This window comes from Sphingopyxis sp. 113P3, from assembly GCF_001278035.1.
Lineage (GTDB): Bacteria > Pseudomonadota > Alphaproteobacteria > Sphingomonadales > Sphingomonadaceae > Sphingopyxis.
The window spans coordinates 2,147,774-2,172,919 of record NZ_CP009452.1; the positions used below are offsets into that span (position 1 = coordinate 2,147,774).

The 25,146-nt window shown below is 64.0% G+C and carries 22 protein-coding genes; 4 read left to right on the top strand and 18 right to left on the bottom strand.

What is annotated here, in order from left to right; genetic code table 11:
- Nucleotides 1-266 precede the first annotated feature (266 nt).
- Nucleotides 267-842: a DUF1579 domain-containing protein gene (locus tag LH20_RS10460; protein WP_144423559.1), complete on the top strand. Its 576-nt coding sequence runs from the start codon at nt 267-269 to the stop codon at nt 840-842.
- Between the two features lie 162 nt (nt 843-1,004).
- Entirely contained in the window at nt 1,005-1,175 is a 171-nt protein-coding gene (locus LH20_RS22925; RefSeq protein WP_083455376.1) for a DUF1328 domain-containing protein, read from the top strand.
- A gap of 63 nt (nt 1,176-1,238) precedes the next feature.
- Here LH20_RS22925 and LH20_RS10465 read toward each other — a convergent pair whose 3' ends face one another.
- From LH20_RS10465 to LH20_RS10490, 6 genes are all read right to left on the bottom strand, one after another.
- Nucleotides 1,239-2,168, bottom strand: a complete 930-nt coding sequence (locus tag LH20_RS10465; RefSeq protein WP_053556233.1) for an NAD(P)/FAD-dependent oxidoreductase — start codon at nt 2,166-2,168, stop codon at nt 1,239-1,241.
- 106 nt (nt 2,169-2,274) lie between these two features.
- Nucleotides 2,275-2,982 carry a Crp/Fnr family transcriptional regulator gene (locus LH20_RS10470; RefSeq protein ID WP_053554142.1) on the bottom strand — a complete coding sequence of 236 codons (708 nt, stop codon included), beginning with the start codon at nt 2,980-2,982 and terminating at the stop codon, nt 2,275-2,277.
- 121 nt (nt 2,983-3,103) lie between these two features.
- On the bottom strand, nt 3,104-3,889 hold the full coding sequence (locus tag LH20_RS10475; protein ID WP_053554143.1) for a ZIP family metal transporter: 786 nt from the start codon (nt 3,887-3,889) through the stop codon (nt 3,104-3,106).
- Between the two features lie 46 nt (nt 3,890-3,935).
- The gene (locus LH20_RS10480; RefSeq protein WP_053554144.1) at nt 3,936-4,892 is read right to left on the bottom strand and encodes a manganese catalase family protein; all 957 of its coding nucleotides are present in this window, start codon (nt 4,890-4,892) and stop codon (nt 3,936-3,938) included.
- A 198-nt stretch (nt 4,893-5,090) separates the two neighbouring features.
- A complete protein-coding gene (locus tag LH20_RS10485) occupies nt 5,091-5,657 on the bottom strand; it encodes a hemerythrin domain-containing protein (protein ID WP_053554145.1) in 567 nt (188 codons plus the stop codon).
- A gap of 33 nt (nt 5,658-5,690) precedes the next feature.
- Complete coding sequence (locus LH20_RS10490; protein ID WP_053554146.1) at nt 5,691-8,087, bottom strand: membrane-bound PQQ-dependent dehydrogenase, glucose/quinate/shikimate family; 2,397 nt, start codon at nt 8,085-8,087, stop codon at nt 5,691-5,693.
- 392 nt (nt 8,088-8,479) lie between these two features.
- On the opposite strand from LH20_RS10490, the gene LH20_RS10495 reads away from it, so the two are divergent.
- Nucleotides 8,480-9,373, top strand: a complete 894-nt coding sequence (locus LH20_RS10495) for an ROK family protein (protein WP_200905465.1) — start codon at nt 8,480-8,482, stop codon at nt 9,371-9,373.
- 78 nt (nt 9,374-9,451) lie between these two features.
- Here LH20_RS10495 and LH20_RS10500 read toward each other — a convergent pair whose 3' ends face one another.
- Nucleotides 9,452-10,336: a LysR family transcriptional regulator gene (locus LH20_RS10500; RefSeq protein ID WP_053554147.1), complete on the bottom strand. Its 885-nt coding sequence runs from the start codon at nt 10,334-10,336 to the stop codon at nt 9,452-9,454.
- 90 nt (nt 10,337-10,426) lie between these two features.
- Here LH20_RS10500 and LH20_RS10505 point away from each other — a divergent pair, with 90 nt between their 5' ends.
- Complete coding sequence (locus tag LH20_RS10505; protein WP_053554148.1) at nt 10,427-11,923, top strand: CoA-acylating methylmalonate-semialdehyde dehydrogenase; 1,497 nt, start codon at nt 10,427-10,429, stop codon at nt 11,921-11,923.
- A gap of 114 nt (nt 11,924-12,037) precedes the next feature.
- Here LH20_RS10505 and LH20_RS10510 read toward each other — a convergent pair whose 3' ends face one another.
- The 11 genes from LH20_RS10510 to LH20_RS10560 all read right to left on the bottom strand — a co-directional run bounded on the left by LH20_RS10510 (nt 12,038) and on the right by LH20_RS10560 (nt 24,633).
- Nucleotides 12,038-12,499, bottom strand: coding sequence for a hypothetical protein (locus LH20_RS10510; protein WP_053554149.1), 462 nt, complete (start codon nt 12,497-12,499; stop codon nt 12,038-12,040).
- Nucleotides 12,486-14,189 carry an amidohydrolase gene (locus LH20_RS10515; protein ID WP_053554150.1) on the bottom strand — a complete coding sequence of 568 codons (1,704 nt, stop codon included), beginning with the start codon at nt 14,187-14,189 and terminating at the stop codon, nt 12,486-12,488. The genes LH20_RS10510 and LH20_RS10515 overlap by 14 nt, the downstream gene beginning before the upstream one ends.
- A gap of 23 nt (nt 14,190-14,212) precedes the next feature.
- Nucleotides 14,213-16,615, bottom strand: coding sequence for a TonB-dependent receptor (locus tag LH20_RS10520; protein WP_053554151.1), 2,403 nt, complete (start codon nt 16,613-16,615; stop codon nt 14,213-14,215).
- Between the two features lie 196 nt (nt 16,616-16,811).
- On the bottom strand, nt 16,812-18,218 hold the full coding sequence (locus LH20_RS10525) for an NAD(P)/FAD-dependent oxidoreductase (RefSeq protein ID WP_053554152.1): 1,407 nt from the start codon (nt 18,216-18,218) through the stop codon (nt 16,812-16,814).
- Nucleotides 18,215-18,580: a cupin domain-containing protein gene (locus tag LH20_RS10530; protein ID WP_053554153.1), complete on the bottom strand. Its 366-nt coding sequence runs from the start codon at nt 18,578-18,580 to the stop codon at nt 18,215-18,217. Before LH20_RS10530 ends, LH20_RS10525 begins: the two co-directional genes overlap by 4 nt.
- A 101-nt stretch (nt 18,581-18,681) precedes the next feature.
- Nucleotides 18,682-19,404 carry an amino acid ABC transporter ATP-binding protein gene (locus LH20_RS10535; protein ID WP_053554154.1) on the bottom strand — a complete coding sequence of 241 codons (723 nt, stop codon included), beginning with the start codon at nt 19,402-19,404 and terminating at the stop codon, nt 18,682-18,684.
- Nucleotides 19,401-20,054, bottom strand: a complete 654-nt coding sequence (locus tag LH20_RS10540) for an amino acid ABC transporter permease (RefSeq protein WP_053554155.1) — start codon at nt 20,052-20,054, stop codon at nt 19,401-19,403. The genes LH20_RS10535 and LH20_RS10540 overlap by 4 nt, the downstream gene beginning before the upstream one ends.
- Nucleotides 20,055-20,061: 7 nt before the next feature.
- On the bottom strand, nt 20,062-20,817 hold the full coding sequence (locus tag LH20_RS10545; RefSeq protein WP_053554156.1) for an ABC transporter substrate-binding protein: 756 nt from the start codon (nt 20,815-20,817) through the stop codon (nt 20,062-20,064).
- Nucleotides 20,814-22,277, bottom strand: coding sequence for an NAD-dependent succinate-semialdehyde dehydrogenase (locus LH20_RS10550; protein ID WP_053554157.1), 1,464 nt, complete (start codon nt 22,275-22,277; stop codon nt 20,814-20,816). Before LH20_RS10550 ends, LH20_RS10545 begins: the two co-directional genes overlap by 4 nt.
- Complete coding sequence (gene gabT / locus LH20_RS10555) at nt 22,274-23,551, bottom strand: 4-aminobutyrate--2-oxoglutarate transaminase (RefSeq protein ID WP_053554158.1); 1,278 nt, start codon at nt 23,549-23,551, stop codon at nt 22,274-22,276. The genes LH20_RS10550 and gabT overlap by 4 nt, the downstream gene beginning before the upstream one ends.
- 98 nt (nt 23,552-23,649) lie before the next feature.
- Nucleotides 23,650-24,633 (bottom strand): LysR substrate-binding domain-containing protein, encoded by a 984-nt coding sequence (locus tag LH20_RS10560; RefSeq protein ID WP_144423560.1) that lies wholly within the window; start codon nt 24,631-24,633, stop codon nt 23,650-23,652.
- Nucleotides 24,634-25,146 lie beyond the last annotated feature (513 nt).

The following is a 25,146-nucleotide window of genomic DNA, read 5'->3' on the forward strand; positions in this document are numbered from 1 at the left end:
GTCCCAATGAGCAGCGACCAGAATGCGAGCCGTTTCGGGAGGGGAAGGTCGAGTGTTGCAAAGGCGCCTGACGTCGTCATCAGCAAGATCGCCGCCGCGCCGCCCGCGAAATAGATCGGAAGACCCGGAAGGTTGCGTGCGCGGTTCACGAAGCCAAGGACCCGGTTCGCGAAAATGCGATTGCCGACCCTACCCTGTTGTTTTTCCCTGAAGCGCGCACCCTCATTCATGAGGGCCTCATGACATTGCAAGAGAAGAGGAACAAGATGAGACGCCTTATCCCTGCATCGATCGCCATGCTCTTGATTGCGCCAATTCCGGCCAGCGCTGTGGCTGGACCGGAGAGTTCTGCTGCCCGGATCGCGGCGGAGCGGGAGGCGATGCGAAAATTTTCCTGGATGGACGGCGAGTGGCGCGGCGTCGCAGTGACACAAACGCCTGCGGGCGAGCAACGCATTACTCATACCGAGCGCGTGGGTTCTACGCTTGATGGTTCGGTGCGCCTGATAGAGGGGCGCAGCTACCGGGCCGATGGCTCGACCGCATTTCATGCCCTCGCTATGCTGAGCTTTGACCCCGATACCAGATCCTATCGACTGACAAGCCATGCCGAGGGGCGGTACGGAAGCTTCCCCCTTGTCCCTACAGCGTCGGGCTATAGCTGGGAAATAGCCTCGGGGCCCGTCACGATCCGCTACACCGCCACATTTCAGGACGGGGTGTGGACCGAGACTGGCGTGCGTGTGGTGGGAGCTGGCTCCCCGACGCCCTTCTTCCGCATGGAATTGAAGCGTATCGGGGACAGCAGCTGGCCGGAAGGCGGCGGCGTCAAGCCCCTCTAGCTTGCGGATGCACACTGTTTGCCCAGGCTGAGGGGAGGAACTTTCGCCGAAACACGGCGTCTCTTCTCCATTGCAACAAGATGATCGGGCGGGTCTCCTCGCCGCTCCTGCACGCCATGTGCGGGGAGGATGGAGCACGCTCTCGTGAAAGGGAGAATAGTCATGCTTCGTTGGGCCATAATCTTTGCCGTCATCGCGCTCATCGCTGCGCTGCTCGGGTTCGGCGGCATCGCCGGCCTGTCGGCCGAATTTGCAAAAATCCTCCTAATCGTCGCAGTCGCCCTCGTTGTTCTCGGCCTGATCTTTGGTCGCGGCGGACGCCGGGTGCCCTAAATCCCTTATCATCTCTAAGCTTTCCTGCCGGCGGCCAGTGGCCGCCGGCATCTTGCGCATCGGCTATATCGAGGGGCGCAGCAGGGGGCGGCGGTGAGCAAGATCGTTCCTGATCGTCGTCGCGGCCACGCCCCCTTCACCCATCGCGTGGCTGATCTGGTCCAGGCCGAGTACCACGTCGCCTGCGGCATAGAGGCCTTCGACATCGGTACGCTGGTGCGCATCGACGAGGAGGCAGCCCTCCTCGCTCCGCCCCGCATCCACGTCACCTGCAAGTTCGGAGCGCACATCGGAGCCGAGCGCCGGATAGAGGGTATCGAACCGTTCGGTAAGGGGACCGAAACCCAGTTCGATTTCCTTGTCCTTCACGCTGATTGTATCGCAGCCTTCGATAAGCCGAATTCCCGCGCGCTCGATTTCAGTTCGGTGCGCTTCGGATAGCGGCGCTGCACCCTCAGGCAATGCGAGCGTGACATTTGCCGAATAGCCACGCAGAAAAAGCGCCTCCTTCAGCCCCCGCTCCCCGCTCCCCAGAACCGCGATCGCCTTGTCGGTGACCTCATAGGCATCGCAAATCGGGCAATAGCGCAGCAGCCCTGCGGCAAGCGCCTTACGCTGCTCGTCTTCCCCGAGCATCGGCGGCGGACGGTTGACGACGCCGGTTGCCAGAAGGACAGTTTGCGCCCGAAGCGGCCCCGACGGGCCCTCGACTTCGAATAGGCCGCCCCGCTTCCTCAAGGCGGTTGCTTTCTCGGCAAGGATCCTCGCCCCGTAAAGCTCGGCCTGACGGCGCATCCTGACGAGGAGGTCGTTGCCGCTGATTCCTCCTGGAAAGCCTGCGTGGTTGCGGGTGCAAGGGATGAGGGCGGCGCGGCTGTCACCCGCGTCGAGAACGAGGATGTCGAGAAGAAAGCGCGCCAGATAGATTGCGGCGGTGAGGCCGGCGGGGCCTCCGCCGACCACGAGGCAGTCATAGATGCGGTCCTTTTCCATGTAGGTCTCCCCGTGTCCCGCGCGCGCGGGATGCGCGGCCATCCTACGCACGCGTGATGGGCGTTGCCGTTCCACTCGCGCGTAGGAGAGCTCGCCTGCCCTGGAGCTATGCGGCGGCGGCGAGGCGGGGCAGGGGACCGGCGGCTTCGGCGGCGAGATAGGCGCACTCGAACCCGCAAAGCTTCGCGAGACGATCGAAATCGAGAACCCGCAGCCGGCGTCGGCGCAACTCGATGAGACCGTGCTCTTTGAGCTCCTTGAGCGTCCGGCAGACATGCACGGGCGTCATTCCGGTGAAATCTGCCATGTCCTGCTGTGACAGGGGGAATTCGCAGCGATCCTCCTCGACCCGGTCGCTTGCGGCGAGCCGGCAGAAGAGTTCGCAGATGAGCTGGCTGAGCCGCTCGGTCGCGGATTTGCATCCGAGCGTGACAAGCCATTCGGACTGAGCCCTGAGCCGCGCAAAACCCTCAAGCGCCCATCGGCCCGAAAAGGCGGGGTCTGAGTGGAGTCGCGTCTCGATCCGCGCCCGATCGAGCGCAATAGCCTTGATTGGTGTGATCGACACGACCAGCTGATCGACACCGTCGGCCGCGAGCCAGCTCGGATCGCACAGATCCCCCGGAATATAGAAGCGCGAGATGTGGCGCCGGCCGTCGCGAAGGAGCTTGTAGCCCGACGCCCAGCCTTCCTCGATCAGCCAGAGCGTCCTTGGTCGCTCGCCGCGATGCGCAAGAAAGCTGCGGCTGCGAAAATGCGCTCTCGCGGCGGTACCGGGGACGGTGTCAAGGAGCGAAGCGGAGGGGAGGGGCATGGTCTTCTCCTGAGCCCCCGGCCCACCTTCGCACCATCCTCTTCTTCGGGCGATAACCTAGGTTTCCAAATTTGCACGACAATCATTTACGAAAGAAAAGGGCTCTGCTGCCGGGCGATCGTCAGCCCAAAGTCGTGTCGAGGAACAGCATGGCACCGAGACCGATCATCAGCCCGGCGGTCGCCTTGCGCCCATCGAGACGGCTGTGTGTGTCGGGAATGATCTCTGAGGCGACCACCCAGATCATCGCGCCGGCGGCAAAGCCGAGCCCCCATGGCAGGAGCGGCTCCGCCAGCGAGACGAGCGCGGCACCGAAAATGCCCGCGACGGGTTCGACAAGGCCCGAGGCGAGCGCCGCGCCGATCGAGGCGCGCGGCGAATAGCCAAGGCTCGCGAGCGACCCCGCGACCGCGAGACCTTCAGGAATGTTCTGAAGGCCGATGCCGATCGCGGTTGCGACCCCTGTTGCATGATCGCCCCCGCCGAAGCTGACCCCGACAGCAAGGCCTTCGGGAAAATTATGGAGCGTGATCGCTGCAACAAAGAGCCAGATCTTTCGAAAGCGGGCGTCGGCGATCCCTTCCGGCCCAAGGCCCCAGCGGTCAAGCGGCGGAACGAGAGCATTGACATGTGCAAGACTGAACCCGCCGATGAGGATCGCAAGAACAACCATCCCCGAGGCCATCGCCCGGTTTGCGCCCTGTGCTTCCGCCTGCTCGATGCCGGGTATGATCAGCGAGAAGAAAGAGGCGGCGAGCATGACGCCGGCGGCAAAGCCCAGCATGAGATTTTGCTGCTGCTCGGTCGGACGGCCGATAGAGAGAATGGGAAGCGCTCCCAGGACGGTCGCCAGCCCGGCGAGCAGGCTGGCGACAAAGCCGGTGAGCACGACCGAGTCTGCGATCATGGGTGGATGCGCCGGCGCGAGACGCCATGACGGGAGGCTTTCCGTGTCATTTGGGCGCCTTGCCGTCCGCCATCGATTTCGCGTCGGCCATATCGGCAGCGCCGCCCATATCCTCGTCTGTGAGCTTGCCCGCGCCCGGGCCGGCGCCGAGATCGGCGCCCGTTGTCGGGTTCGCCTCCGGCACGGACTGGAGCCGGGTCATCATGGCCTCGAGCGCGTTCATCTGTTTTTTGGAAACGTCGACTGACGCAAGACCGTCGCCGCCGTCGAGCGGCAGGTTCGCTTCGATGTCATCGAGCCTTTCCCACTGTTCGCCCTCGTTCCAGGGGCCGGTCGTGTCACCTTCGCCCTGCGAGGTGTTGACGTAGAGATTGGCATAAGGCTCGAGCCCCGGCAGCTTTCCTGACGGGAAATTGTCGGCGATCGAGTAGAGCGCTTTTTCAAAGCTTTTCTGATGGGCGACCTCGCGCGTCATCAGGAAGCCGAGCGCGTCCTTGATGCCCGGATCGTCGGTGATGTTGATGAGCCGCTCGTAGATAATCTTGGCGCGGCTTTCTGCCGCGATGTTGGAGCGAAGGTCGCAGGTCGGATCGCCGCGGCTGTCGACATAGGCCGCGGTCCACGGCACGCCCGAGCTGTTGGTGAGCGATGGGCCGCCGCCGTAGAGCAGCGACTGGGTGTGACTGTTTCCGCCGGCGTGGAGCGACATGTAAAGATCGGCTTCCTCGAGCGCGGCTTCGGATAGCTCCGACTTTACGCCCTTGTTGAGCATGGCGACGATCGAGCCGATCACCTCGAGATGACTAAGCTCCTCGGTTGCAATGTCGAGAAGCATGTCCTTCCGCCCCGGGTCGTCTTCGGCGAGGCCTTGCGTGAAATAGCGCATCGCGGCGGCAAGTTCCCCATCCGGACCGCCAAATTGTTCGAGCAGCAGCGATGCCAGCGCGGGATTGGGCTCGGAAACACGGACGGTATATTGCAGACGTTTGTTATGCATAAACATGGCAGCTTCTCCTTCACATGGGCGAAGCGCACGCTCTTCGTAACCTGTTCCTGTTCTTGCTGCAGGTTAGAAACTTTAGGGTTTTTGTCGCGAGTCGGGGGCTCGGGCGCGCGCCCGACGCGACGTCGCGGTCGCTGGCAGGATGGCGCCAGCGACCGCGACAATGGTGCATTTGGAACGTAACGCGGCGAGCCTGCGTCAGGCAGCCGCGAACCCCGCCTTGTTCATGGCATGGGTGACATGCTTGTTCCCATCCTCGCCGAGCGCGGCGCGCAGGCGGGGGAAGAGTTCTTCTTCCTCCTTGCGGACATGCTCTTCGATGTCGGCTCGAAAATCGCGCACCTTCGCGATCCATGCGGGGTCGTCGGGTGAAAGTTCAGAAAGGTCGAAGAGATACTGCTTCACATAGCCATGGTCGTGAACCAGGCCGTCGGCCTCCTTCACCTGTCCATGATCGCGCATCGCGGGGTAGACAACATTTTCCTCTTCGAAGGCATGTTTGCTGAGCGCGTGCTTGAGCTGTACGAGAAGCATCTTGCGGCGCACGCCCTGCTTTTCGCTCGTCGCCTCGATGGCATCAAAGAGCTTCAGGGTCGCGCGGTGCTCCGCCTTCAACTCCTCGTCCCATTCGCCTTGCACGGCGGAGACACCTTGTACGATGGCCTTGCGGCCAAGATTGGCCGCAAGACCGACGACAAAACCGGTTGCGACCGCGCCGGCGAGCGATGCGGGATGCTTGAGTGCTTGCGATGTCAGGTTTACCATTTTTATCTCCTTGCTTGGGGAAGGGGGGGCTGGTCAGGGGAGGGCATAGGCAATGACCTCGTCGCCGATCGGCGTTTCCATGAAATGATGTCCGCCAGCGTAAATGACGACATATTGCTTGCCGTTTGCCTCATAGGTCATCGGCGTTGCCTGGCCGCCTGCGGGCAAGACGTCCGTCCAGAGGGTCCGGCCCGTCTTGAGGTCGATTGCGCGGATCAGATTGTCGGTTGCGGCCGCGATGAAGATGAGTCCGCCCGCCGTGACGGCCGCGCCCCCATTGTTCGGGGTGCCGATCGTCACCGGTAGCATCGAGGGGATGCCGAACGGGCCATTGGTCCGCGCGGTGCCGAGCGGACGGTCCCAGATCGTCTTGCCGGTCGCGATATCGATGGCGCGGATGCCGCCATAGGGGGGCTGCTTGCAGAGCAGGCCGGTCCAGGGCAGGCGCCAGCCCGCATTGACGTCGATGGCATAGGGTGTGCCGGCCTGAGGATCGCCTGCCCCCTCGGCGCCGCCGATATTGCCGCGCGCCTGGTCCCGCGGCGCCCAGCCCCTTTTATCGGCTTCCGCGCGGGGCACGAGACGGACATAGTTGGGCATGTCGTTGTAATTGGCGATAATCACCCCGCGGACCGGGTCGACCGCGACGCCGCCCCAGTCGGTTCCGCCGTTATAGCCTGGATATTCGATCGAGCGGCGGTCGCTCGTCGGAGGAGTGTAAAAGCCCTGGTAACTCGCCTTCCGGAACTGGATGCGGCAGACCATCTGGTCGATCGGGGACATGCCCCACATGTCGCGCTCGGTGAGATCCGTCCCGCGCAAACTATGCCAGAGCGACACGATCTGGGTCGGCGCGCGTTCGGCGGGTTCGACCCCGCCGCGGGGCGCCTTGATCGTTCCGATCGGGGTGAGCGGGCGCCCAGTCCGCCGGTCGAGGATATAGATGTCGCCCTGCTTGCTCGGGAGCACGAGCGCCGGGGTCGCGCCTTCAGGGCCCGGAAAGTCGATCAGCGTCGCCTGGGCACCGAAATCATAGTCCCACACGTCCTTCTTCACCGCCTGGAAGCGCCAGCGCGGCTTGCCTGTGGTCACATCCAGCGCGACGAGCGACGTTGCGTATTCATTTTCCGGGCCGCGGCGCAGGCTTGAATAATAATCGGCCGCGGCGTTGCCCATCGGCAGATAGACAAGCCCCAACGCTTCATCGCCCGAGGCAATCGTCCACATGTTCGGCGTCCCGCGGGCCCAGGTCTCGCCCGGCGGGGGATAGCCCTTCCAGTCGGGGTTCATCATGTCCCATGCCCAGGCAAGCTTGCCGGTCACCGCGTCGAAACCGCGGATGACCCCCGATGGGGCCCAGCGGTCCTGGCCATCGAGGACCTGATGGCCCGTAACGATGATGCCGCGCACGATCGTCGGAGGCGAGTTGATGGAAACATACCCCGGCGGGGTGGGGCCCATGCCGATCTTGGTGTCGACCTCGCCATTGCTGCCAAAGTCCTGGCACGGCCGCCCGGTCGCAGCATCAAGGGCGAACAGGCGGGCGTCAAGCGTGCCCAAGATGATCCGCTGCGCGCAGGGCTGTCCTGCCCCAGGGTTCGGCACGCCATAATAGCTTACCCCTCGGCACGCCGCGGTATAGGGGATCGCGTCGTCTGGGACCTTCGGATCAAAGCGCCATTTCTGGCGCCCGGTCGCCGGATCGAGCGCTAGGACAATATTCTTCGGCGTGCAGACATAGAGGCTGTCGCCGATCTTCAGAGGCGTATTTTCAGCGCCATAAGTCCCGTGCGCAGCCTTCGAAGGCAGGTCTCCCGTGTGGATCAGCCAGGCGCGCTTCAGCTTGCCGACATTTGCAGGCGTGATCTGATCGAGCGGCGAATACCGCCGCGCGCTATAGGTGCCGCCATAGGCGGGCCAGTTTGAACCTGCCTCCATGAGCGCGGGATCGGCCATCGCCCAGCGTTCGCCCGGCAGATCGCGCAAGGGCCGCGCGGTGTTGAGCCATCCAAGCATTGCGCCGCCCGCCGCAACCAGCCCGATGGCAAGAGCGCTTGCAGCAAGCGCTCGTCGCCAGCGGTGGGGCCGCCGGGACAAGGACGCCACCGCGAAGAATACCAGAATCAGAAGGAAGACGGGGGCGATGATGCGCGGGACGAGGGCCCAGCCGTTTGCACCAACCTCCCAGAAGGCCCATATCAGGGTGAAGAAAAGGATTGCGGCATAGAGCCAGCCCCCGGCCATGCTGCCGCGCATCAGAAGGGCGCCCGCTGCCAGCATCGCGGCGCCGGTCACAAGATAATAGGGCGAGCCCCCGAGAGCGGCGAGCCACGCTCCTCCCACCAGCAAGACGACCGCGATAAGAGCGAGGATAAGCCCCGTCAGCAAGGCGAGCCAGGGAGCCGGGAAAATCTGCCGCAGCCGGTTCATCGCCTCCGCCTTCCAATCCTGCCGGGCCGCGCGCCCGCTGGCGGCGCGCCCTCTGCAGCCGCGAGGGGCGCGCGGTTACTCGCGCATTCGAGGAGAGGCGCGCGCGCGCGCCTCTCCTCGAAGCCGGGCCGGGTTAGAGCAACGCGCGCCATGGGGATCATCCTCTCTCCCTTGAGACGCGGGCCATGGGTGAGGGTTCCAGCCTCTCTTGCGAAAGAAGCATCGCAAAACCGCCCAGTCGGGAAAAAATTGATCTATGTTGTGCGCATCGCTTTGGGGCGCCGCCAATAGAATGCGGGGGCGATCGGCGCAGTCCGGCAGACCCGCAGGCGTGAAACGCAAGGGAGCATCAGAGCCGATGAACGGCTCCTCATCGCGAGGTAGATGTGCAAATGGCCCATTCTCGATTGATTGCAGGACTCGAACTGGGCGGCACCAAATGCGTTGCCATCCTGGGAAGCGGACCCGGCGATGTGCGCGCGCTGGAAACATTGCCCACGAGCGACCCCGAGGCGACACTTGGCGCACTCGAAGAGATCCTCGGCGGCTGGCATTTCGATGCTCTCGGCATTGCATCCTTTGGTCCGCTCGATCTTGATCCGCTTAGCGCCGACTTCGGATCGATCCGCGCGACCACCAAGCCCGGCTGGAGCGGGGCCCAGATCGCGCGCCGCTTTCGGGCGCGCTTCGGCGCGCCGCTCGCGATTGAGACCGACGTCGTTGGCGCGGCGCTCGCCGAGCAGCGATGGGGAAGGGCGCAGGGGCTCTCAAGCCACTGCTATATCACCATCGGTACAGGGGTCGGTGTGGGGCTGATCTCGTGCGGCATGCCGGTACAAGGCGCAGCGCATGGCGAGGCGGGGCATATGCGCGTGCCTCGCGCGAGCGGCGACAAATTTGAAGGTTCGTGCCCCTTTCATGGCGACTGCGTCGAGGGTCTGATTTCGGGGCCAGCCCTTGCCCGGCGGTTCGGCCGCCCCGGGCAGGAGATTCCCGATGGGGGCGCCGAATGGGACCTGTTCGTCCACGATCTTGCCGCACTGTTGCACAATCTGGTCGTCACCGCGGCGCCCGAGCGCATTTCAATTGGCGGCGGGGTAATAGCGTCCCGTGCCGGGCTGTTTCCGAGGCTGCGCGCCGCTCTTGCCGCCAATATCGCCGCCTATGGAGCGCTTGCCGACTATGCAGACCAGCTCGAAGATCGTCTCGGCCCGCCCGGGCTCGGCGTAATGGCCGGCCCTTTGGGTGCGCTTGCCGTAGGTTTGCGCGCCGCGACGGGCGCCTAGGCGCGGCCGCGATAGCGTCGCCGGTGGGCGCACGGTGCGCCGGTGGCCGGGCTTGCGGCTATCCTGCCGGCCAATACCTCAGAAGCGGTATCGCTCGCGCGCGACGAGGTTGGCAAGAAAGTCCGCGACCGCCCGAATACGGGGGAGTTGGCGGAGGTCGGCATGGATGACGAGCCAGTAACTGCGGATCGCTTCGATTTCATCCTCAAGGACGCGCACGAGCCGGGGATCATCACGAACCGCGATGTGGTGAAGCATGGCAAGGCCCGTTCCGGCCGCCGCCGCGGCTATCTGGGCGGCGCTGGTGCTCGCGCGGAACACGACCTGCCCCTTCATGTCCATGCGCCCGAGCACGAGCAATTCTGGAACTTCCACCAGATCGTCAACATAGGCGATGAAACGGTGATCGGCGAGCGCATCTGCCGAGTGTGGCGTGCCAAAAGTCTCAAGATAAGAGGGCGCTGCATATAAGCCGAGCCGGTAGTCCGTGAGCTTTCGCGAGAAGAGCCGGCCGTCCGCCGGGCGGCGGACCGCGATCGCAATATCCGCTTCGCGCTTTGAGAGGCTCGTCGCCCGCGACTCTGGCACGAGCTCGATGACGAGCTCGGGATGCCGGGCGGCAAGTTCGGGTATCAGCGGGGCGAGGAAGTCGGAACCGAAGATTTCGGGCGTCGCGACGCGCACCGTCCCCGCGATCGGCACGTCGCGCCGCGATACGGCATCGGCGGCGACGATGAGCTCGCGCTCGATACGCTCGGCGTGTGTGAGAAAGGCAGTCGCGGCGTCGGTCGGCGCAAGCCCTCGGGGTGAGCGGTCGAAAAGCCGTGTTCCAAGCTGGGCCTCGAGGCTCACGAGGCGCCGGGATACGGTTGAATGATCAAGGCGAAGGCGGCGTGCCGCTGCAACGCAATTGCCCTCGCGGATCACCGCGAGAAAAGCGCTTATCTGGTCCGAGTTCAGCACGGGAATTCCTGCACACCGATTTAGCTCTGCTTGGCATTTTAGCGCAAAGCGCGCGCATGTAACGCGATTTCCTCACACGAAGGAGGAATTATGCGAACGATTCATCATTTCATTCACGGGGAAGCGCAGCCCGGAGGCGAGCATATGGCGCCCGTCCATAACCCGTCGATTGGCAAGGTACAGGCCATGGTTCCGCTCGGCGGGGCCGATCTCCTCGCGCGCGCGGTGGCCGATGCAAAGGCTGCGCAGCCTGCATGGGCCGCGGTCAATCCGCAGCGGCGCGCCCGCATCCTCTTCAAACTCAAGGCCCTCATCGAACGCGATATGGACGAGCTTGCCCATCTGCTTTCGAGCGAGCACGGCAAGGTTATTGCGGACTCGCGCGGCGACATTCAGCGCGGGCTCGACGTCATTGAATTCGCATGCGGCATCCCGCACTTGCTGAAGGGCGAATATACCGAGGGTGCAGGCCCCGGCATCGACGTCTATTCGATGCGACAGCCTCTCGGAATCGTCGCGGGTATCACGCCGTTCAACTTTCCCGCGATGATCCCGCTCTGGATGATCGCGCCCGCGATTGCTTGCGGCAATGCCTTCATCCTGAAGCCATCGGAGCGCGATCCATCGGTCCCGGTTCGCCTCGCCGAGCTTGCGATCGAGGCCGGCTTGCCCGCCGGCATCCTGAACGTCGTGCATGGCGACAAGGAGATGGTCGATGTGATCCTCGATTCCCCCGACATCAAGGCAGTGAGCTTCGTCGGCTCGTCGGACATTGCAAATTATGTCTACGGACGCGGCGCGGCCGCGGGCAAGCGCGTGCAGTGCATGGGCGGCGCGAAGAACCACGGCATCGTGCTTCCCGACGCCGATCTTGACCAGGCGGTCGCCGACATCATTGGCGCTGCGTATGGCTCAGCGGGCGAACGCTGCATGGCGCTCCCTGTTGTCACGCCCGTGGGCGAGACGACCGCTGCGGCGCTGCGCGAGAAGCTGGTCAGCGAAATCGCGAAGCTTCGCGTGGGCACGGCAACCGATCCCGATGCGCATTATGGCCCGGTGGTGAGCGCGGAGCATAAGGCACGCATCGAGGCCTATATCGCGATGGCGGCCGAGGAGGGCGCCGAAATCGTCGTCGATGGCCGCGGGTTCACGCTTCAGGGTCACGAGGAAGGCTATTATCTCTCGCCGACCCTGATCGACCATGTCACCTCCGACATGCGCTCCTACAAGGACGAGATCTTCGGCCCGGTGCTTCAGATCTTGCGCGCCGAGACGCTGGAAGAGGCCATCGCCTATCCCTCGCGCCACCAATATGGGAATGGCGTTGCCATCTTCACACGCAATGGCGACTTTGCCCAGCGCTTTGCCTCCGAGGTCGAAGTTGGCATGGTCGGCATCAACGTTCCCATTCCGGTGCCGGTCGCTTACCATAGCTTCGGCGGCTGGAAGCGCTCAGGTTTTGGCGACCTTGATCAATATGGAACCGACAGCATCCGCTTCTACACCCGGAGCAAGAAGGTCACGAAGCGCTGGCCTTCGGGCGGCGAGGTGATCGACCAGAGCTTCGTCATCCCGACGATGCGCTAAGAGCTGAGGCGAGGAAAAAGGGGCGGGGGCAGCACCGAAGGGCTGCCCCCGCCAGGGGGAGAGAACTGTTTATGACGGGACCGGCCAAGCGCGCCGCGGCCCTCCCGCGAAGGCTCAGGGCCTGCCCCCGCTCTCGAGACGGAAGAAAAGGCCTGCATGACCATTTTGCTGGAGGCCGAAGCGTCCGGTGACCCGGATCTCGCGGCCGAGCGGCAGTCGCTCCGCCTTCGCAAGATGCACCTCGATCACTTCGTTCGGCCGCGCGGCGGCGTGGTAGGGGCAGTCAGGTGAAGAGCGCGAGAGCAGGAAATGATCGCTCTCTGCGTCCTGCCCAAGCAGAACCGCATACCCACCAATTGTGAGATCCTCGCCGGCCAGCGCCAGGACGTCAGCGGGGATCCGGGCGCGATACTGATAGTCGGGCGGTGCCTGCGAGACGGCGACCTTGGCAAGCAGCGCCCAGTGGGGATCGTCCGATACATCGGCATGATCCCCCTCGCCATGCGCAAGTGCCGGCGCCGCGCCGAGGAGGAGCAACGCGCCGAGCGCGGCGCGAAGCCATCTATTTGCGCTCATAGACAATCCTGCCATCGATGATCGTCATCGCCACCGGGATTTCATCGATCTCGGCGGGCGCCGCGGCGAGCGGGTCCTTTTCGAGAACCACGAAGTCGGCGAGTTTGCTGACCTCGATGCTGCCCAATGATTTTTCGAGGTAATTCGCCTCGGCCGCCCAGATGGTGAACATCTTGATGCCCTCCATCACCGTGATCGCCTGCTTGGGCTGGACGATTGTTCCGAACTTCGTATCCCGGCGCACCGCGCGCTCGATCGAGAAGAGCGGCGAAGTCGCAAAATTCTGCGTCCCGATCGTGTCGACGCCCCCCGGCGGGTGCATGCCGCGATCGATGAGGTCGCGCAGCGGGAAGAATTTGACCGCGGGCTCCTTCACATTGGTGTCGGTGAGGCGCCAGAGAAATGCGACCTGCGGCGAGGGGATGATCCTGTTTTCCGACATCCGCCGCAGCCGGGCCTCGGTCCGTTCAGGATCCTGGGTGAGAAAATGCGCAAAATGCTCGATCCGGTCCCGGCTGTCGGGGTTCGCCGCGATCTTGTTCGCCTTTTCGAAGGCGCTGATCACCATGTCCTGGGCCCGGTCGCCGTTTGCGTGGGTCAGGACCTGCCAGCCATGCTCGCGCGCCGATAGAATGATGGCGTCGAGCGCGGTCTGATCCATGCTGGTGCCGCCATAATTTTCCGGCACCCAGGTCGTTCCCGATCCCTTCCATGCGGGTTTGTACGTCGCCGCCGTCGTGCCCCAGACGCCGTCGATGAAGAGCTTGAGGCCGCCAACCCGCATCCAGTCATTGCCGAAACCCGTGAAGAGGCCGGTGTCGAGAAGCTTTCGGGCCGAGGCGGCGTCGCGCGCGATATAGTTCATCCGGATACGGGTCGGAAGCCGGCCCTCATCGAGAAGTTCGGCATAGGCGCGGTAGGTCTCGCCGGGCGAGAGGTCCGAGACGGTAGTCACGCCTTTTTCAAGGTAGAAGTCATTGAGGACGCCGCGCACGGCTTCCTTCATTTCAGGGTAGGTGAATTCGTCCTTCGGCCACGGCGCAGGCGCGTCGCGGACAATCGCAACTTCGCCGTCCGCCGTTCGCTCATAGCGTCCGGTCGAGCCCTTGGGCGGATCGGGAAAGTCGCGCCCCATCCCGAGCACCACTGCCGCGCGGTGGTTGATCAGCCTGTCGTGCGCGCTCCAGTCGAGCCGCACTGGGTTGTCCGGGAATGCGGCGTCGAGCTCCTCGCGGGTCGGAAAAACCTGGTTGTATGTGCCTTGGCCAATGATCCAGGCACCCGCCGGCTTCTTTGCGGCAGCCTCGCGCAATTTTGCGATAATGGCTTTCGTGTCGGCCAGCGGCGGCACCTGCACATTGACATAATGCGCCTCGACATTGGCCATTCCTGCAACATGCGAGTGAGCATCGATGAAGCCGGGGAGCATCGTGCGGCCTTGAAGGTCCACGATCTTCGTCGCGGGGCCCTTCCATGGACCCGTCTCGCCGACAGCGACGATCCGGTTCTTCCGGATCGCGACGCTGTCGACGATACGTTCCTCGCTATCGACGGTGACGACCTTACCGCCGGTAAAGATGACGTCCGCGTAGAGCGGCTCGCCGGGTGACTGCGCTGCGAGCGAGACGCTCCCGAACGCCGTTGCCAGAAGCATCCCCGCCGTCAACCGACGAATTCCGGTCATCATCATCGATAGCTCCTTCGCGTCTGCGATCAGTAGCGGGCGATGAGCTGCAACCCGAGCGTGCGCGGGCGAAGCGTCATGCCGCGCCACAGCGGGCCCCGGGCGTAGGTCGGGCCATCCGTGACATAATCGACATTGTTGAGCAAATTCTCGGCGTAGACCTGAACGTCCACTGGGCCGAGGCTGACGCCTGCGCGCACGTCGAGCGTCGAGGGCTCGGCGGGGAAGCGGCGGGTGGGGTCATAGCTCGTCGAAGTCGGGACCTGGTAGAGGAACGGGCCGCGGTTGACCGACTTGTAGTTGTACTGGACGCGGATGAATGGATCGAGATCGCCTGCATCCGGATAGCGGTATTCGGCGTTCACATTGATCGTCCAGGGCGTCGCGCCAAGCTGCTGGCCCGCGACGACGATCGGGGCGGTGCCGATCTGGATGGTGTCGTCGTAGGTCGCGTCAGTGTAGCCGACCGCAGCGCCGAAGCTGAAGCTGTCATCTGGACGGATGTTGATGTTCGCCTCGAAGCCCTTCGAGGTTGCCGATGCGGTATTCGCAACGAGGCTGAAGGCGCACTGCAGGCGAAGCTGCTGCTGGATATTGTTCCACTTGGTGTAGAAGGCACTGACGTCGAGCTGGAGAGCGCCGCCGAGCATGCGGTTCTTCATCCCGATCTCGTAGCTGTCGGTACGGTCGGACTTGTAGACATTGGCATTGCCGATGCCGAGCGCCTGGGCTTCGGCGTCGCAAATATTGGGCAACGCCTTGTTCACCCCGCCAGTACGATAGCCCCGCGCGAAGCTGGCATAGTAGAGCGCATTGGGGGTCGCCTGGAATGACAGACCGATCTTGGGGAGGAACGGATTTTCCTTGAGCGACCCCGCGGCCGTCGAAACACCGGTCGCGTAGGATACGCCGCGCTCGACCACGTCGAAATCGAGCTTGTCGCGCGAATAGCGGCCGCCGAGCGTGAGGGTCAGGCGGTCGACGAGCTTGACGTCGACGTTGGCGAAGAGAGCCAGGCTCTTCTCGATGGTGCTTTCATTGCCATAGTAGCGGGCATTCCCGTTGACGAGCGGCGGGACGCCGGCGGCCTCGGGGGTGCGTCCGTAACGAATGAAATAGAGCGCATTATAGTGGGGCTCGAAAATCGGGAGGTCCGACTTGATCGAACCGCGCGAATAATAGGCGCCAACGGTCCATTTGATCGGATCGTCGGCCGTGCCACCGGCGAAGCGGACCTCCTGCGTGAAGACCTTCTGGTAGATGTTGGGGTTCTGCCAGGTGATCGACTGATCAAAGCCCGGTGTGATCGGGAAGAGATAGGCGTTGCCGAAGGACGCGCGGTCGTTGATGTTGGTCGCGTCGTTCACATCCTCGACGTGGCGGTCGAAATAGGAGGTGACCGACGTGATCGAGAAGGAGCCAGCATCATAGCCAAGCTTGAGAGCAGGGAGGTAGAAGCGGTCGCGGCTCGGCTGGCGCAGCGACGCATAGGAGAGGAACTTGCCCGCCTTGGGATCGGACACGCCGTTGACGCAGGGAACGCGTGTGGGATCGACCGGGCCGCCAACGGTCTCGGGGCAACGCGTCCAAAGGTCGGCGCGGTCGTGGAATTTCAGATCCTGGAAATAGATGCTGGGCGAGATGGAAAGTTCAGGCGTCGGCTCCCAGAGCGCGGCGGCGCGCAGGACAGTCGTGTCGCTTGAGTTGACGTTATTTTCCGCGTCCGTCGGGTCCTGCCAGCTCTGACGGTCGATCCAGCCCGCATCGTGCCGGCGGTAGGCGCTCAGCCGCAGGCCGAGCGAGCCTTCGACGATCGGCACACCGACGGCGATGCCGCCTTCATAGCCCATACCGCCATTTTTTACGGTGTTGACCGCGGCGCGCCCGTAAACGCTGAACTCGCTGAGGCTCGGTGTCGGCGTCACGAAGCGGACCGCGCCGCCTTGCGAGCTTGCACCGAACAACGTTCCCTGGGGACCGCGCAGGACCTCGACGCGTTCCAGATCGAAGAGGAAGGGAATGGTCGTGCCATTATAGTTGAGCGAGGCGTTGCGCGCCATGATCGGCGTGTCGTCGATATAGACGGCCGAGGTCGCCGCACCCGCGGTCGAATCAATCCCGCGGATCGAAATGCGCGTCTGGCCCGAACCGCCCGTCGATGCGCGCGAGATGTCGAGCCCGGGCGTCTGGTTCGCGACGTCGCGGATGTCGCGGATGCCGCGCTGATCGAGGCCTTCCTGGCTGTAGGCGGTGATCGAGATCGGAACCTTCGAAACCGATTCCGAACGCTTCGTGGCGGTCACGACGATATCCCCCGACATATCGTCACCCCCCTCGAATGCCTCCTGGGCTGCGGCGGGGAGAGCGACCAGCAGCGCCGAGGCGACTGCGATGGCGGAAAGGCCGGTCATATGTTGTGTTATCTTGCGCATGATTATTGTGCTCCCTGTGATGATTTCCCTGATCAGGCAACGCCGCACGTTGCTGACCGGGCTCCTCGCTTCTCATGTGAAATCTGACTGCCGCCCCTTCGGGCGGGAAGTTGCGAAAGTTCGGTCAGATGTTGACCTTTCGACACCATTGGTGTCGCATTTAGTCCGGTCGCCGCCGAGCAGGCTTCGCGCGCGCTCATTGATCGCCGAGATATTCGGCAAAGCGGGCGTCGAACGGACGCTTGCGCTGCGCGCTTTCCGCCTCGTCGATCCGGGCGAAGGCGCTCTGCACATAGCGCACCCCCATCCAGCGGAAGGGCTCGACCTCCCAGCGCGGCGCCCGCGGGCGGTGGACCGGGAGGCTCTCAAGCCCGGTCGCCCATCCTCCGATAAGGCCTGAAAGAAGCTTGGCGCACAGCGCGCTCGTCGAGACGCCGCGCCCTGTATAACCGTAGAGAGTCGCAACGCGGCTGGTCTTGTCGAAATTGACGGTCGGCAGCCAGTCGCGCGGCACGCCGAGATAGCCGCCCCACGCGTGCGTGAAGGAGAGGTCGGCAAGCTGCGGCCACCATTCGCGCACACAGCCGCGCATCCATTCGAAGACTGGCTCGTCGCGGATCGCATTTTCCGGCATCGCGGACCCGAAAAGGTAGGAGGCGCCCCGGCTTCCGTAAAGGATGCGTCCGTCGCAGGTCCGGGTGAGGTAGTTTTTCGTGTGTACCTGCGAGCTCACGCTTTCGCCGCCGTGCCAGCCAATGTCAGCCCACTGGCTCGGCGTGAGCGGCTCGGACAGCACGATCATCGAGGACATCGGGAGCAAGGAGCGCCGATGGCCCGGGAGGGTAGTGCGATAGGCCTCGCAGGCCACGACGACCGCTTTACGGGCTCTTACCGTGCCGCCCCGGGTGAGAATGGCAGCGTCGGGTGCGGGGCGGACCGCGGTTGCCTCGCTGCCCTCGCAGATCACCGCCCCAAGCTTCTCGACCGTGCGAGCAAGGCCGCGCACGAGCTTGCCGGGATGGACATTCGCGCCGTGACGCGACTGGAGCGCGCCATGAAGGCGGGTCACATTGATGCGCTCGCGCGTCTCGCTTTGCCCGAGGAGGCGGTTGCCGTCCTGAAGCCCGAGCGATTGGTAGGTTGCCAGGGTCGCTGCAAGGCCGATCAACTGCTCTTCGCTGCGTGCGAGGCTGAGGAGGCCCGTTGCGCGAAAATCCGCGTCGATCCCTTCCTCATCAAGGGTGCGTCCGATCTCGTCGACGATCTGCTGCTGAGCGAGGATCGTCTCGCGCGCGCGCTCGGCGCCGAAGCGCTTGACGAGCGCGCCGGGATCGACCGGGAAGCGGGGCGAACACCAGCCGCCATTGCGGCCCGACGCGCCGTAGCCGCAAATTTCGCGCTCGACGATCAGCACCTCGAGCGATGGCTCGTTGCGCAGAAGGTGATAGGCCGTCCAGAGCCCCGAAAAGCCGCCGCCCAGGATCGCGACGTCGACCTCGACGTCGGCCGAAAGCGGCGCGCGGGGGGTGAGGTCGTCGCCGGAGTCCGAAAGCCAGAAGTCATTGCTGATGGGGCGCGGCTGCGCCTTCGAACCCGAGCTCACGAATCGCGCTCTTCGTCGAGCACCATGAAGACCTTGCGGCTCGTCTCGAGAATCTCCCAGACGCCGCGGCTATTCTCGGGGAAATGGGCAACGTCCCCTGCGCCGAGCGTGATCGGTTCGCCGTCTTCGGGGGTGAAGATGGCCTTGCCGCTGAGGAAATGGCAGAATTCGGCCTGCTTGACCTGGCGCACCCAGCGGCCCGGTGTGCATTCCCAGACCCCGAGCCGCGTCGATGCGCGCGAGCTTGAAGGAAGGGAAATCGAGCGGACCGTCGAGACCGGTTCGCCTAAAGGTACGGGGACCGCTTTGGGTGGGGGGGCGGTTTCGAACAATGACGCGACATTGAACAGCGTAACGGACATCGGACGGCTCCAGCAAGATGGGAGCCCTTCATTGCGTCATGGCCGGCGGCCTCAGGAGTTGTGTAGCGCTTACATGCCGGTGTGAATTAATCACCAGTCCTTCAATGATGAAGAACCCGCTCCAGAAACAGGCGGGCGCGTTCGGTGGAGGGCGCTGTCAGCACGTCGCGTGCCGGGCCGTTCTCGACGATCACGCCCTCGTCGATGAAGAGCGCGCGGTCGGCCACCTCGCGGGCAAAAGCGATTTCGTGCGTGACGACAACCATCGTCATCCCGTCCTCGGCCAGCTCGCGAATGACCGCGAGCACTTCGCCCACGCGTTCAGGATCCAGGGCCGAGGTTGGCTCGTCGAACAATATGGCCTGAGGCTGCATGGCAAGCGCGCGGGCGATACCGACGCGCTGTTGCTGGCCGCCCGAAAGCTGCCCCGGATAGGCATCGGCGCGGTCCGCCAGACCCACCCGCTGCAAGAGTTCGATTGCCCGGGCGCGTGCCGTCTCGGCATCTTCGCGCAGCACGTGGACGGGGCCTTCGATGATATTCTCGATGACCGTCCGGTGCGGGAAGAGATTGAAACGCTGGAAGACCATCGAGACCTTGCGGCGGATCGCAGGCAGGGTCTTGTCCGAAAGAAGCGTGCCATCGACGGTGATCCGCCCCGCGTCATGGCTTTCAAGGCCATTGATCGTGCGCAGGATCGTCGATTTTCCGGATCCCGAAGGGCCGATGAGACAGGCGACTTCGCCGGCGCTCACAGTGAAGCTTATATCGCGCAGGATCTGCCGTGCGCCGAAAGCCTTTGCGACGTTGGAAAGTTCGATCACCGCCAGGCCGCCTTCTTCTCGAGCGCGCGCACGGCCATGGCGAGCGGGATGCTCGCGGCCAGATACAGAAGGGCAATCAGCACGTAGACGGTTCCATTTTTGAAGGTCGAGATGGCAAGAAGCTGACCCGACCGAGTGAGCTCGGCGACGGTGATGGTCGAGGCGATCGAGCTGTCCTTGAGGAGCATGACCGTCGTGTTGCCGAACGAGGGAAGCGCGGTGCGCAGGCCGAGCGGCATGACAATGCGCCGCGTGATCATCCCCCGGCTCATGCCAAGCGCGGTGCCCGCCTCGATCAGTTGCCGGTCGACCGATTCAAATCCGCCGCGCAGATTTTCCGCCTGATACACCGAATAGGCGATACCGAGGCCGATGACGCCGGCAAGGAACGGCGGGAAATCGATCCCCCAGTCGGGAAGGACAAAATAGACGCAGAACAATTGTACAATGATCGGAATGCCGCGGACCGTGTTGATGACGAGCTTGTTCGTCCAGCGTAGCGGCGCATGATGCGACATGCCCATCAACGCCCAGACAAGGCCGAGCGCGAGGCTGACCGCAAGGGCACATAGGGTGAGCAGGACCGTGGTCCACAAACCGCGCGCCAGCACGGGAAGAAACGCGACCGCGTCGGTCAGAAATTCGGACATGATCAGGTCAAAGCCCCCATTTGCGGTTGATGGCCGGTATCTCGCGCGCCTTAAGACGGGCGATCGCGGCATTGATTTTGGGCAACCGTGCGTCGTCCGGCCGCATGACAAGGCACAGTTCCTCAAGCGCGGGCGCCCGGAACTGCTCGACGATGCGGACGTTGCGGCGGCTGCCAACACGCAGCTGGTACCTCAGGATAGGCTCGTCGCCATAGCCGATGTCGATGCGGCCGTTTTCGAGATCGCGCATGATATCGACGAGCGATTCATAGGTCGCGACATTCGTTGCCCCCGCCGCGTGGAGCTGGTCGATGAAACGCGATCCGATCTGGGCGCCGACGCGCGTCGCCCCGATTTCACCCAGGCTGACGATGACCCGCGGGTCGTCGCCGCGAACAATAAGGGCGCCTGCATAATGGTAGACGGGGTCGCTGAACGCAACGACGCGCTCGCGCTCTGCCGTGCGCAGCATCGCTGCTGCGATCATGTCGATCTTTCCCGCGACGAGGGATGGAATCAGTGCGGAGAAGGGCGTGATCGCCGTTTCCGCCTTGAAACCGGCTCTGCGCACGACCGCAGTTGCCGCATCGACCATCGATCCGGTGAGCGCGTTGGTCCAGGGATCAACGAAACTGAAGGGAACGCCGGTCGGCGAGGAGCCGATCACCACCGTTGCAGGGTCACGCTCACGCCTGCGGCAGCCCGCGAGCATCGCCGCTGCAAGCGGTAACCACAACATGTCCCGGCGGCCGAATATTGTCATGCGGGCGCAATCTCCGCGACAACGAGCTTGATCGACACATAGTCGTCGATCCCGAATTGCGACCCTTCCCGACCGAACCCTGATTCCTTGATCCCGCCAAAGGGCGCGACCTCGGTGGAAATAAGCCCAGTGTTGAGGCCGACCATTCCATATTCGAGGGCTTCGCTGACCCTCGTTGCGCGGCTGTGGTCCGCCGTGAACAGATAGGCGGCGAGCCCCGCGGGCGTATCATTGGCGAGCCGGATCGCTTCTTCCTCATGGTCGAAGCGGATCAGTCCGGCAAGAGGGCCGAAGGTCTCCTCGCGCACGAGGAGCGCGTCGGGCGCAACGTCAACGAGGAGCGTCGCCCGGGCGAAATGTCCCTCGGGCGGACCGCTGACCTGACCCCGGGCAAGAATCCGCGCGCCGCGTTCGACTGCGTCGGCGCAGTGACGTTCAACCTTTGCCACCGCTGCGGCATTGATGAGCGGGCCCTGATCACTCGCGCCCGCGAGGCCATCGCCTGCGTTCAGCATTCCGACCTTTCGGGCGAGCGCGGCAGCGAAGCGGTCGTATATTCCGTCCTGAACAAGGAAACGATTGGCGCACACGCACGTCTGCCCGCTGTTGCGGAATTTGGAGGCGATGGCGCCCGAAACGGCCGCGTCGATATCGGCATCGTCAAAGACAATGAAGGGCGCATTGCCGCCAAGTTCGAGCGAGACGCGCTTGACCGTCGCCATGCACTTTGCTGCAAGCATTTTCCCGACCGCCGTCGAGCCCGTGAAGCTGAACTTGCGCACGCGCGGGTCCCCGGTGAGGACCTCGCCGATCGCGGGCGCCTCGCCCGAGACGACATTGAAGACGCCCGGCGGTACGCCCGCCTCGGCGCCGAGATGAGCAAGCGCCAGGGCGGAGAGCGGGGTCAGTTCCGAAGGCTTGAGAACGACCGTGCAGCCGACGGCCAGGGCAGGGGCGACCTTGCGCGTGATCATGGCGGCAGGAAAGTTCCAGGGGGTAATCGCCGCGACGACGCCAACCGGCTGGCGTATCACCGTGAGACGCCGGGTGGGGGCATTGCCGGGAATGACCGAGCCATAGACCCGCCGCGCCTCTTCGGCGAACCAGAGGAGAAAGGAGGCGGCATAGGCGACTTCGCCCCTTGCTTCTGCGAGCGGCTTGCCCTGCTCGGCGGTCATCAGCCGGGCAAGATCCTCGGCGCTTTCGAGAACAAGCTCGTGCCAGCGGCGAAGTATGGCGGCGCGCTCGCTTGCTGTCGTGGCTGACCATGCGGCGAGCGCTGCGCTCGCCGCATCGACTGCGCGCGTCGCCGCCTCGGCGCCATGCTGCGTCACACGCGCGAGGCAGGCACCCGTCGCCGGGTTCAGCACATCGTAGCGGGTATCGCTCTCTTCCCAGCGCCCAGCAATAAATCCCTCGGTTCGCAGAAGGTCGGGGCGCGAAAGCCAGGCATCGCTCATGCCCTGAGCGCCCGCTCGATCGCGGCAAGACCTTCGTCCACGATTGCGTCGGAGGCGGTGAGCGGCACGAGAATACGGATCGTCTCGCCCGAGGGGCCGCAGCTCAGGAGAATAAGGCCTTCCTCGGCGGCGCGCATCGTGACGGCCTTTGCGCCATTGATCGCGACGGTATCGGCGCCGCGGCTTTCGAGGATGTCAAATGCGATCATCGCGCCGAGCCCGCGGATGTGACCGATCGGGAGAAGGTCGCTGCGCTGGGCGAGCTCATGAAGACGGCCCGTAATCCGCTTGCCGATCGCGTCGGCGCGTCCGAGAAGCCCCTCGTCCTCGATGATGTCGAGAACCGCAAGGCCCGCGGCACATCCGAGCGGGAATCCCCCGTAGGTTCCGCCAAGCCCGCCCGGCTCGACCGCGTCCATCACTTCGGCGCGGCCGATCACGCCCGAGATCGGCAATCCGCCGCCCATCGACTTTGCGACTGTGACGAGGTCGGGCTCGACCCCGCTATGCTCGATGCCGAACAGGCGGCCCGTGCGGCCGAAGCCGGTCTGCACTTCATCTGCGATCAGCATGATGCCATGCTCGTCGCAAAGCTTGCGCAGCTCGGCGAGCAATTCCCTCGGAGCAGCGTGGAAGCCGCCCTCGCCCTGTACGGGCTCGATGATGATCGCTGCCACATCCTCAGGCGGCAAGTCGGCGGCAAAAAGATAATGGAGCGCGCGCAGCGTGTCCTCGACCTCGATCCCGTGATGGGGAACGGGGAAGGGGAGGTGATAGACATGGGGTACAGGGGCTCCGAAGGCACGCTTGTAGGGGGCGACCTTGCCCGTCAGCGCCATCGTCAGCGCCGTCCGGCCGTGGAAGGCGCCGGTGAAAGCAATCACACCGGGGCGGCCCGTCGCAGCGCGCGCGATCTTGACGGCATTTTCCACGGCCTCGGCGCCTGTCGTTAGCAGCAAGGTCCGAGCCTCGCCCGAGAAGGGGGCGAGTGCGTTCAAACGCTCGGCGAGTTCGACATAGGGTTCATAGGCGGTGACCTGGAAAGCAACGTGCATGTAATTGTCGAGCTGCGCACGCACCGCGTCCGCCACGCGGGGGTGGCGATGACCGACATTGAGAACCGCGATCCCGCCTGCAAAATCGATGTAGCGCTGTCCCTCTTCATCCCACAGTTCGGCATTTTGCGCGCGCGAAACGAAGATGGGGAGCGCGGTTGCGACGCCGCGAGGGACCGCGACGTTGCGGCGGCTGAGCAGTTCGATGTTACGAGCCATGGGGGGCCTCCTTTTCGGCCCCTGCCTTCGGCGAACCGCCCCTCGCGGGGCAAGTTGACTATCCCCCCGCCGCCGTTGTTCGTTAGTCACCGCATCGATCAGCTCGCGAGCGCGCGTTCGATCCAGCGGCGGAAATGGACGAGAGCTTGCCCGCGCCAGCGTGTCCGCCGGGACGTGAGAACATAGGAGCCGAGATAGACCGGAGGAAAGGCGCCGACCTCGACAAGTTCGCCATCGCGCAGGCTGTCACCGACGAGCAGTGCGTTGGCAAGCGCAATGCCCTGGCCGCGGCGCGCTGCGGCGAGCGTGAGATGGCCCTGCCAGAATCGCGGTCCCTCAAGCTTGCTCGCGCTGTCGACCCCGTGCTGCTCGAACCAGCGGCGCCATTGGTCGAAGCTCGCCTCGTGAAGCAGGGGTACGCCGAGAAGATCGGCAGGCTCCTTGAACGGTGGCACGCTCGCGAGAAAGGCCGGACTGGCCACCGCGAGAATTGGCGGGCGCAAGAGCTCGACCGAGCGAAAAGCCGGGCCTTCCTCATATCCGGTCGCATCGACGACATAGTGAATGTGCGCATCGACATTATTGTCGACCGCCTCGGGCAGGATTTCGATCGGCTGCAACTCGATCTGAATGTCGGGAAAGGCTGCGGAAAATTCGCCGATCCGGCCCGTCAGCCACTCGGACGCGAGGCCTGGTGCGCACCAGAGCACGAAATGCTTGTCGTCGAGCTGCGGGATAAATTCCATTGCAGCAGAGGCAATGTCGGTGAGGCTCTGCGCGATCGCCTTGTGGAAGCGGGCGCCCGCCTCGGTAAGTTGCCCGTTGGAGCCCGAGGCGCGATCGAAGAGGGGGGTGCCGGCCCATTCTTCAAGCGCACGCAAATGCCGGCTGATCGCGGCATGGTCGATCGACAGTGCCTCCGCCGCGCGCCGAATTCCGCCGCAGGTGCCGATCGCTTCGAAGGCCTTTAGTGCAGCAAAGGGCGGGAGCGCGCGCCGCTGGTCGGGCGTCAACCCATAGTGCACGACATTGGCCCGCGCGCCCGCGGGATCGCGCTGCTTTGTATCCGCCTTCATTGCCATGCGCGGCCGATAGCATTGAGGCGGCCCACTGTCACTTTCGATGAGATGCCCTTGCCGCAGGCGCGACAGAATGTGCGGCTCAACGTCGGCGTTGCGACGCGACCGGGGCGAAATCAGTGTGTCTGAAACGATGTTTAGGCGCAATTCGTCGCGAGAAAGATTTTCTTCACCGCACGTATCGCGGTGCCGGGTTGACGCGGATAATATCTATCTTTTAAGTTGAGTTTGTCATCGGGAAATGGTCGATATCGATGACAGGCTCTCCTCCTTCGACCCGCGGCTTTTGACCGGGAAGCAGCTTGCTCCGCGTTACCAACGGCTAAAGCGCGTGATGCTCGGGCGACAGCGCCAGGCATTGCGTTCCCCCAATAGGGGTATTGCGATGCGTATGTGTAGCACCAGTTCTTAATCCAATGCCGATGGCATCGGGCGCCGGGTAGCGGACCCACCGCGCCTGGCCCTTTTTCATCGGCCTGTCCCTCATCCAGGCTGCGCCTCCTCACGCGAGCATAG

What these genes read in the sequence shown, in the direction of transcription:
- LH20_RS10460 (WP_144423559.1), top strand. Translation starts at nt 267, where the DNA reads ATGAGACGCCTTATCCCTGCATCGATCGCCATGCTCTTGATTGCGCCA.
- LH20_RS22925 (WP_083455376.1), top strand. Translation starts at nt 1,005, where the DNA reads ATGCTTCGTTGGGCCATAATCTTTGCCGTCATCGCGCTCATCGCTGCG.
- LH20_RS10465 (WP_053556233.1), bottom strand. Translation starts at nt 2,168, where the DNA reads ATGGAAAAGGACCGCATCTATGACTGCCTCGTGGTCGGCGGAGGCCCC.
- LH20_RS10470 (WP_053554142.1), bottom strand. Translation starts at nt 2,982, where the DNA reads ATGCCCCTCCCCTCCGCTTCGCTCCTTGACACCGTCCCCGGTACCGCC.
- LH20_RS10475 (WP_053554143.1), bottom strand. Translation starts at nt 3,889, where the DNA reads ATGATCGCAGACTCGGTCGTGCTCACCGGCTTTGTCGCCAGCCTGCTC.
- LH20_RS10480 (WP_053554144.1), bottom strand. Translation starts at nt 4,892, where the DNA reads ATGTTTATGCATAACAAACGTCTGCAATATACCGTCCGTGTTTCCGAG.
- LH20_RS10485 (WP_053554145.1), bottom strand. Translation starts at nt 5,657, where the DNA reads ATGGTAAACCTGACATCGCAAGCACTCAAGCATCCCGCATCGCTCGCC.
- LH20_RS10490 (WP_053554146.1), bottom strand. Translation starts at nt 8,087, where the DNA reads ATGAACCGGCTGCGGCAGATTTTCCCGGCTCCCTGGCTCGCCTTGCTG.
- LH20_RS10495 (WP_200905465.1), top strand. Translation starts at nt 8,480, where the DNA reads ATGGCCCATTCTCGATTGATTGCAGGACTCGAACTGGGCGGCACCAAA.
- LH20_RS10505 (WP_053554148.1), top strand. Translation starts at nt 10,427, where the DNA reads ATGCGAACGATTCATCATTTCATTCACGGGGAAGCGCAGCCCGGAGGC.
- LH20_RS10510 (WP_053554149.1), bottom strand. Translation starts at nt 12,499, where the DNA reads ATGAGCGCAAATAGATGGCTTCGCGCCGCGCTCGGCGCGTTGCTCCTC.
- LH20_RS10515 (WP_053554150.1), bottom strand. Translation starts at nt 14,189, where the DNA reads ATGATGATGACCGGAATTCGTCGGTTGACGGCGGGGATGCTTCTGGCA.
- LH20_RS10520 (WP_053554151.1), bottom strand. Translation starts at nt 16,615, where the DNA reads ATGCGCAAGATAACACAACATATGACCGGCCTTTCCGCCATCGCAGTC.
- LH20_RS10530 (WP_053554153.1), bottom strand. Translation starts at nt 18,580, where the DNA reads ATGTCCGTTACGCTGTTCAATGTCGCGTCATTGTTCGAAACCGCCCCC.
- LH20_RS10540 (WP_053554155.1), bottom strand. Translation starts at nt 20,054, where the DNA reads ATGTCCGAATTTCTGACCGACGCGGTCGCGTTTCTTCCCGTGCTGGCG.
- LH20_RS10545 (WP_053554156.1), bottom strand. Translation starts at nt 20,817, where the DNA reads ATGACAATATTCGGCCGCCGGGACATGTTGTGGTTACCGCTTGCAGCG.
- LH20_RS10550 (WP_053554157.1), bottom strand. Translation starts at nt 22,277, where the DNA reads ATGAGCGATGCCTGGCTTTCGCGCCCCGACCTTCTGCGAACCGAGGGA.
- gabT (WP_053554158.1), bottom strand. Translation starts at nt 23,551, where the DNA reads ATGGCTCGTAACATCGAACTGCTCAGCCGCCGCAACGTCGCGGTCCCT.
- LH20_RS10560 (WP_144423560.1), bottom strand. Translation starts at nt 24,633, where the DNA reads ATGGCAATGAAGGCGGATACAAAGCAGCGCGATCCCGCGGGCGCGCGG.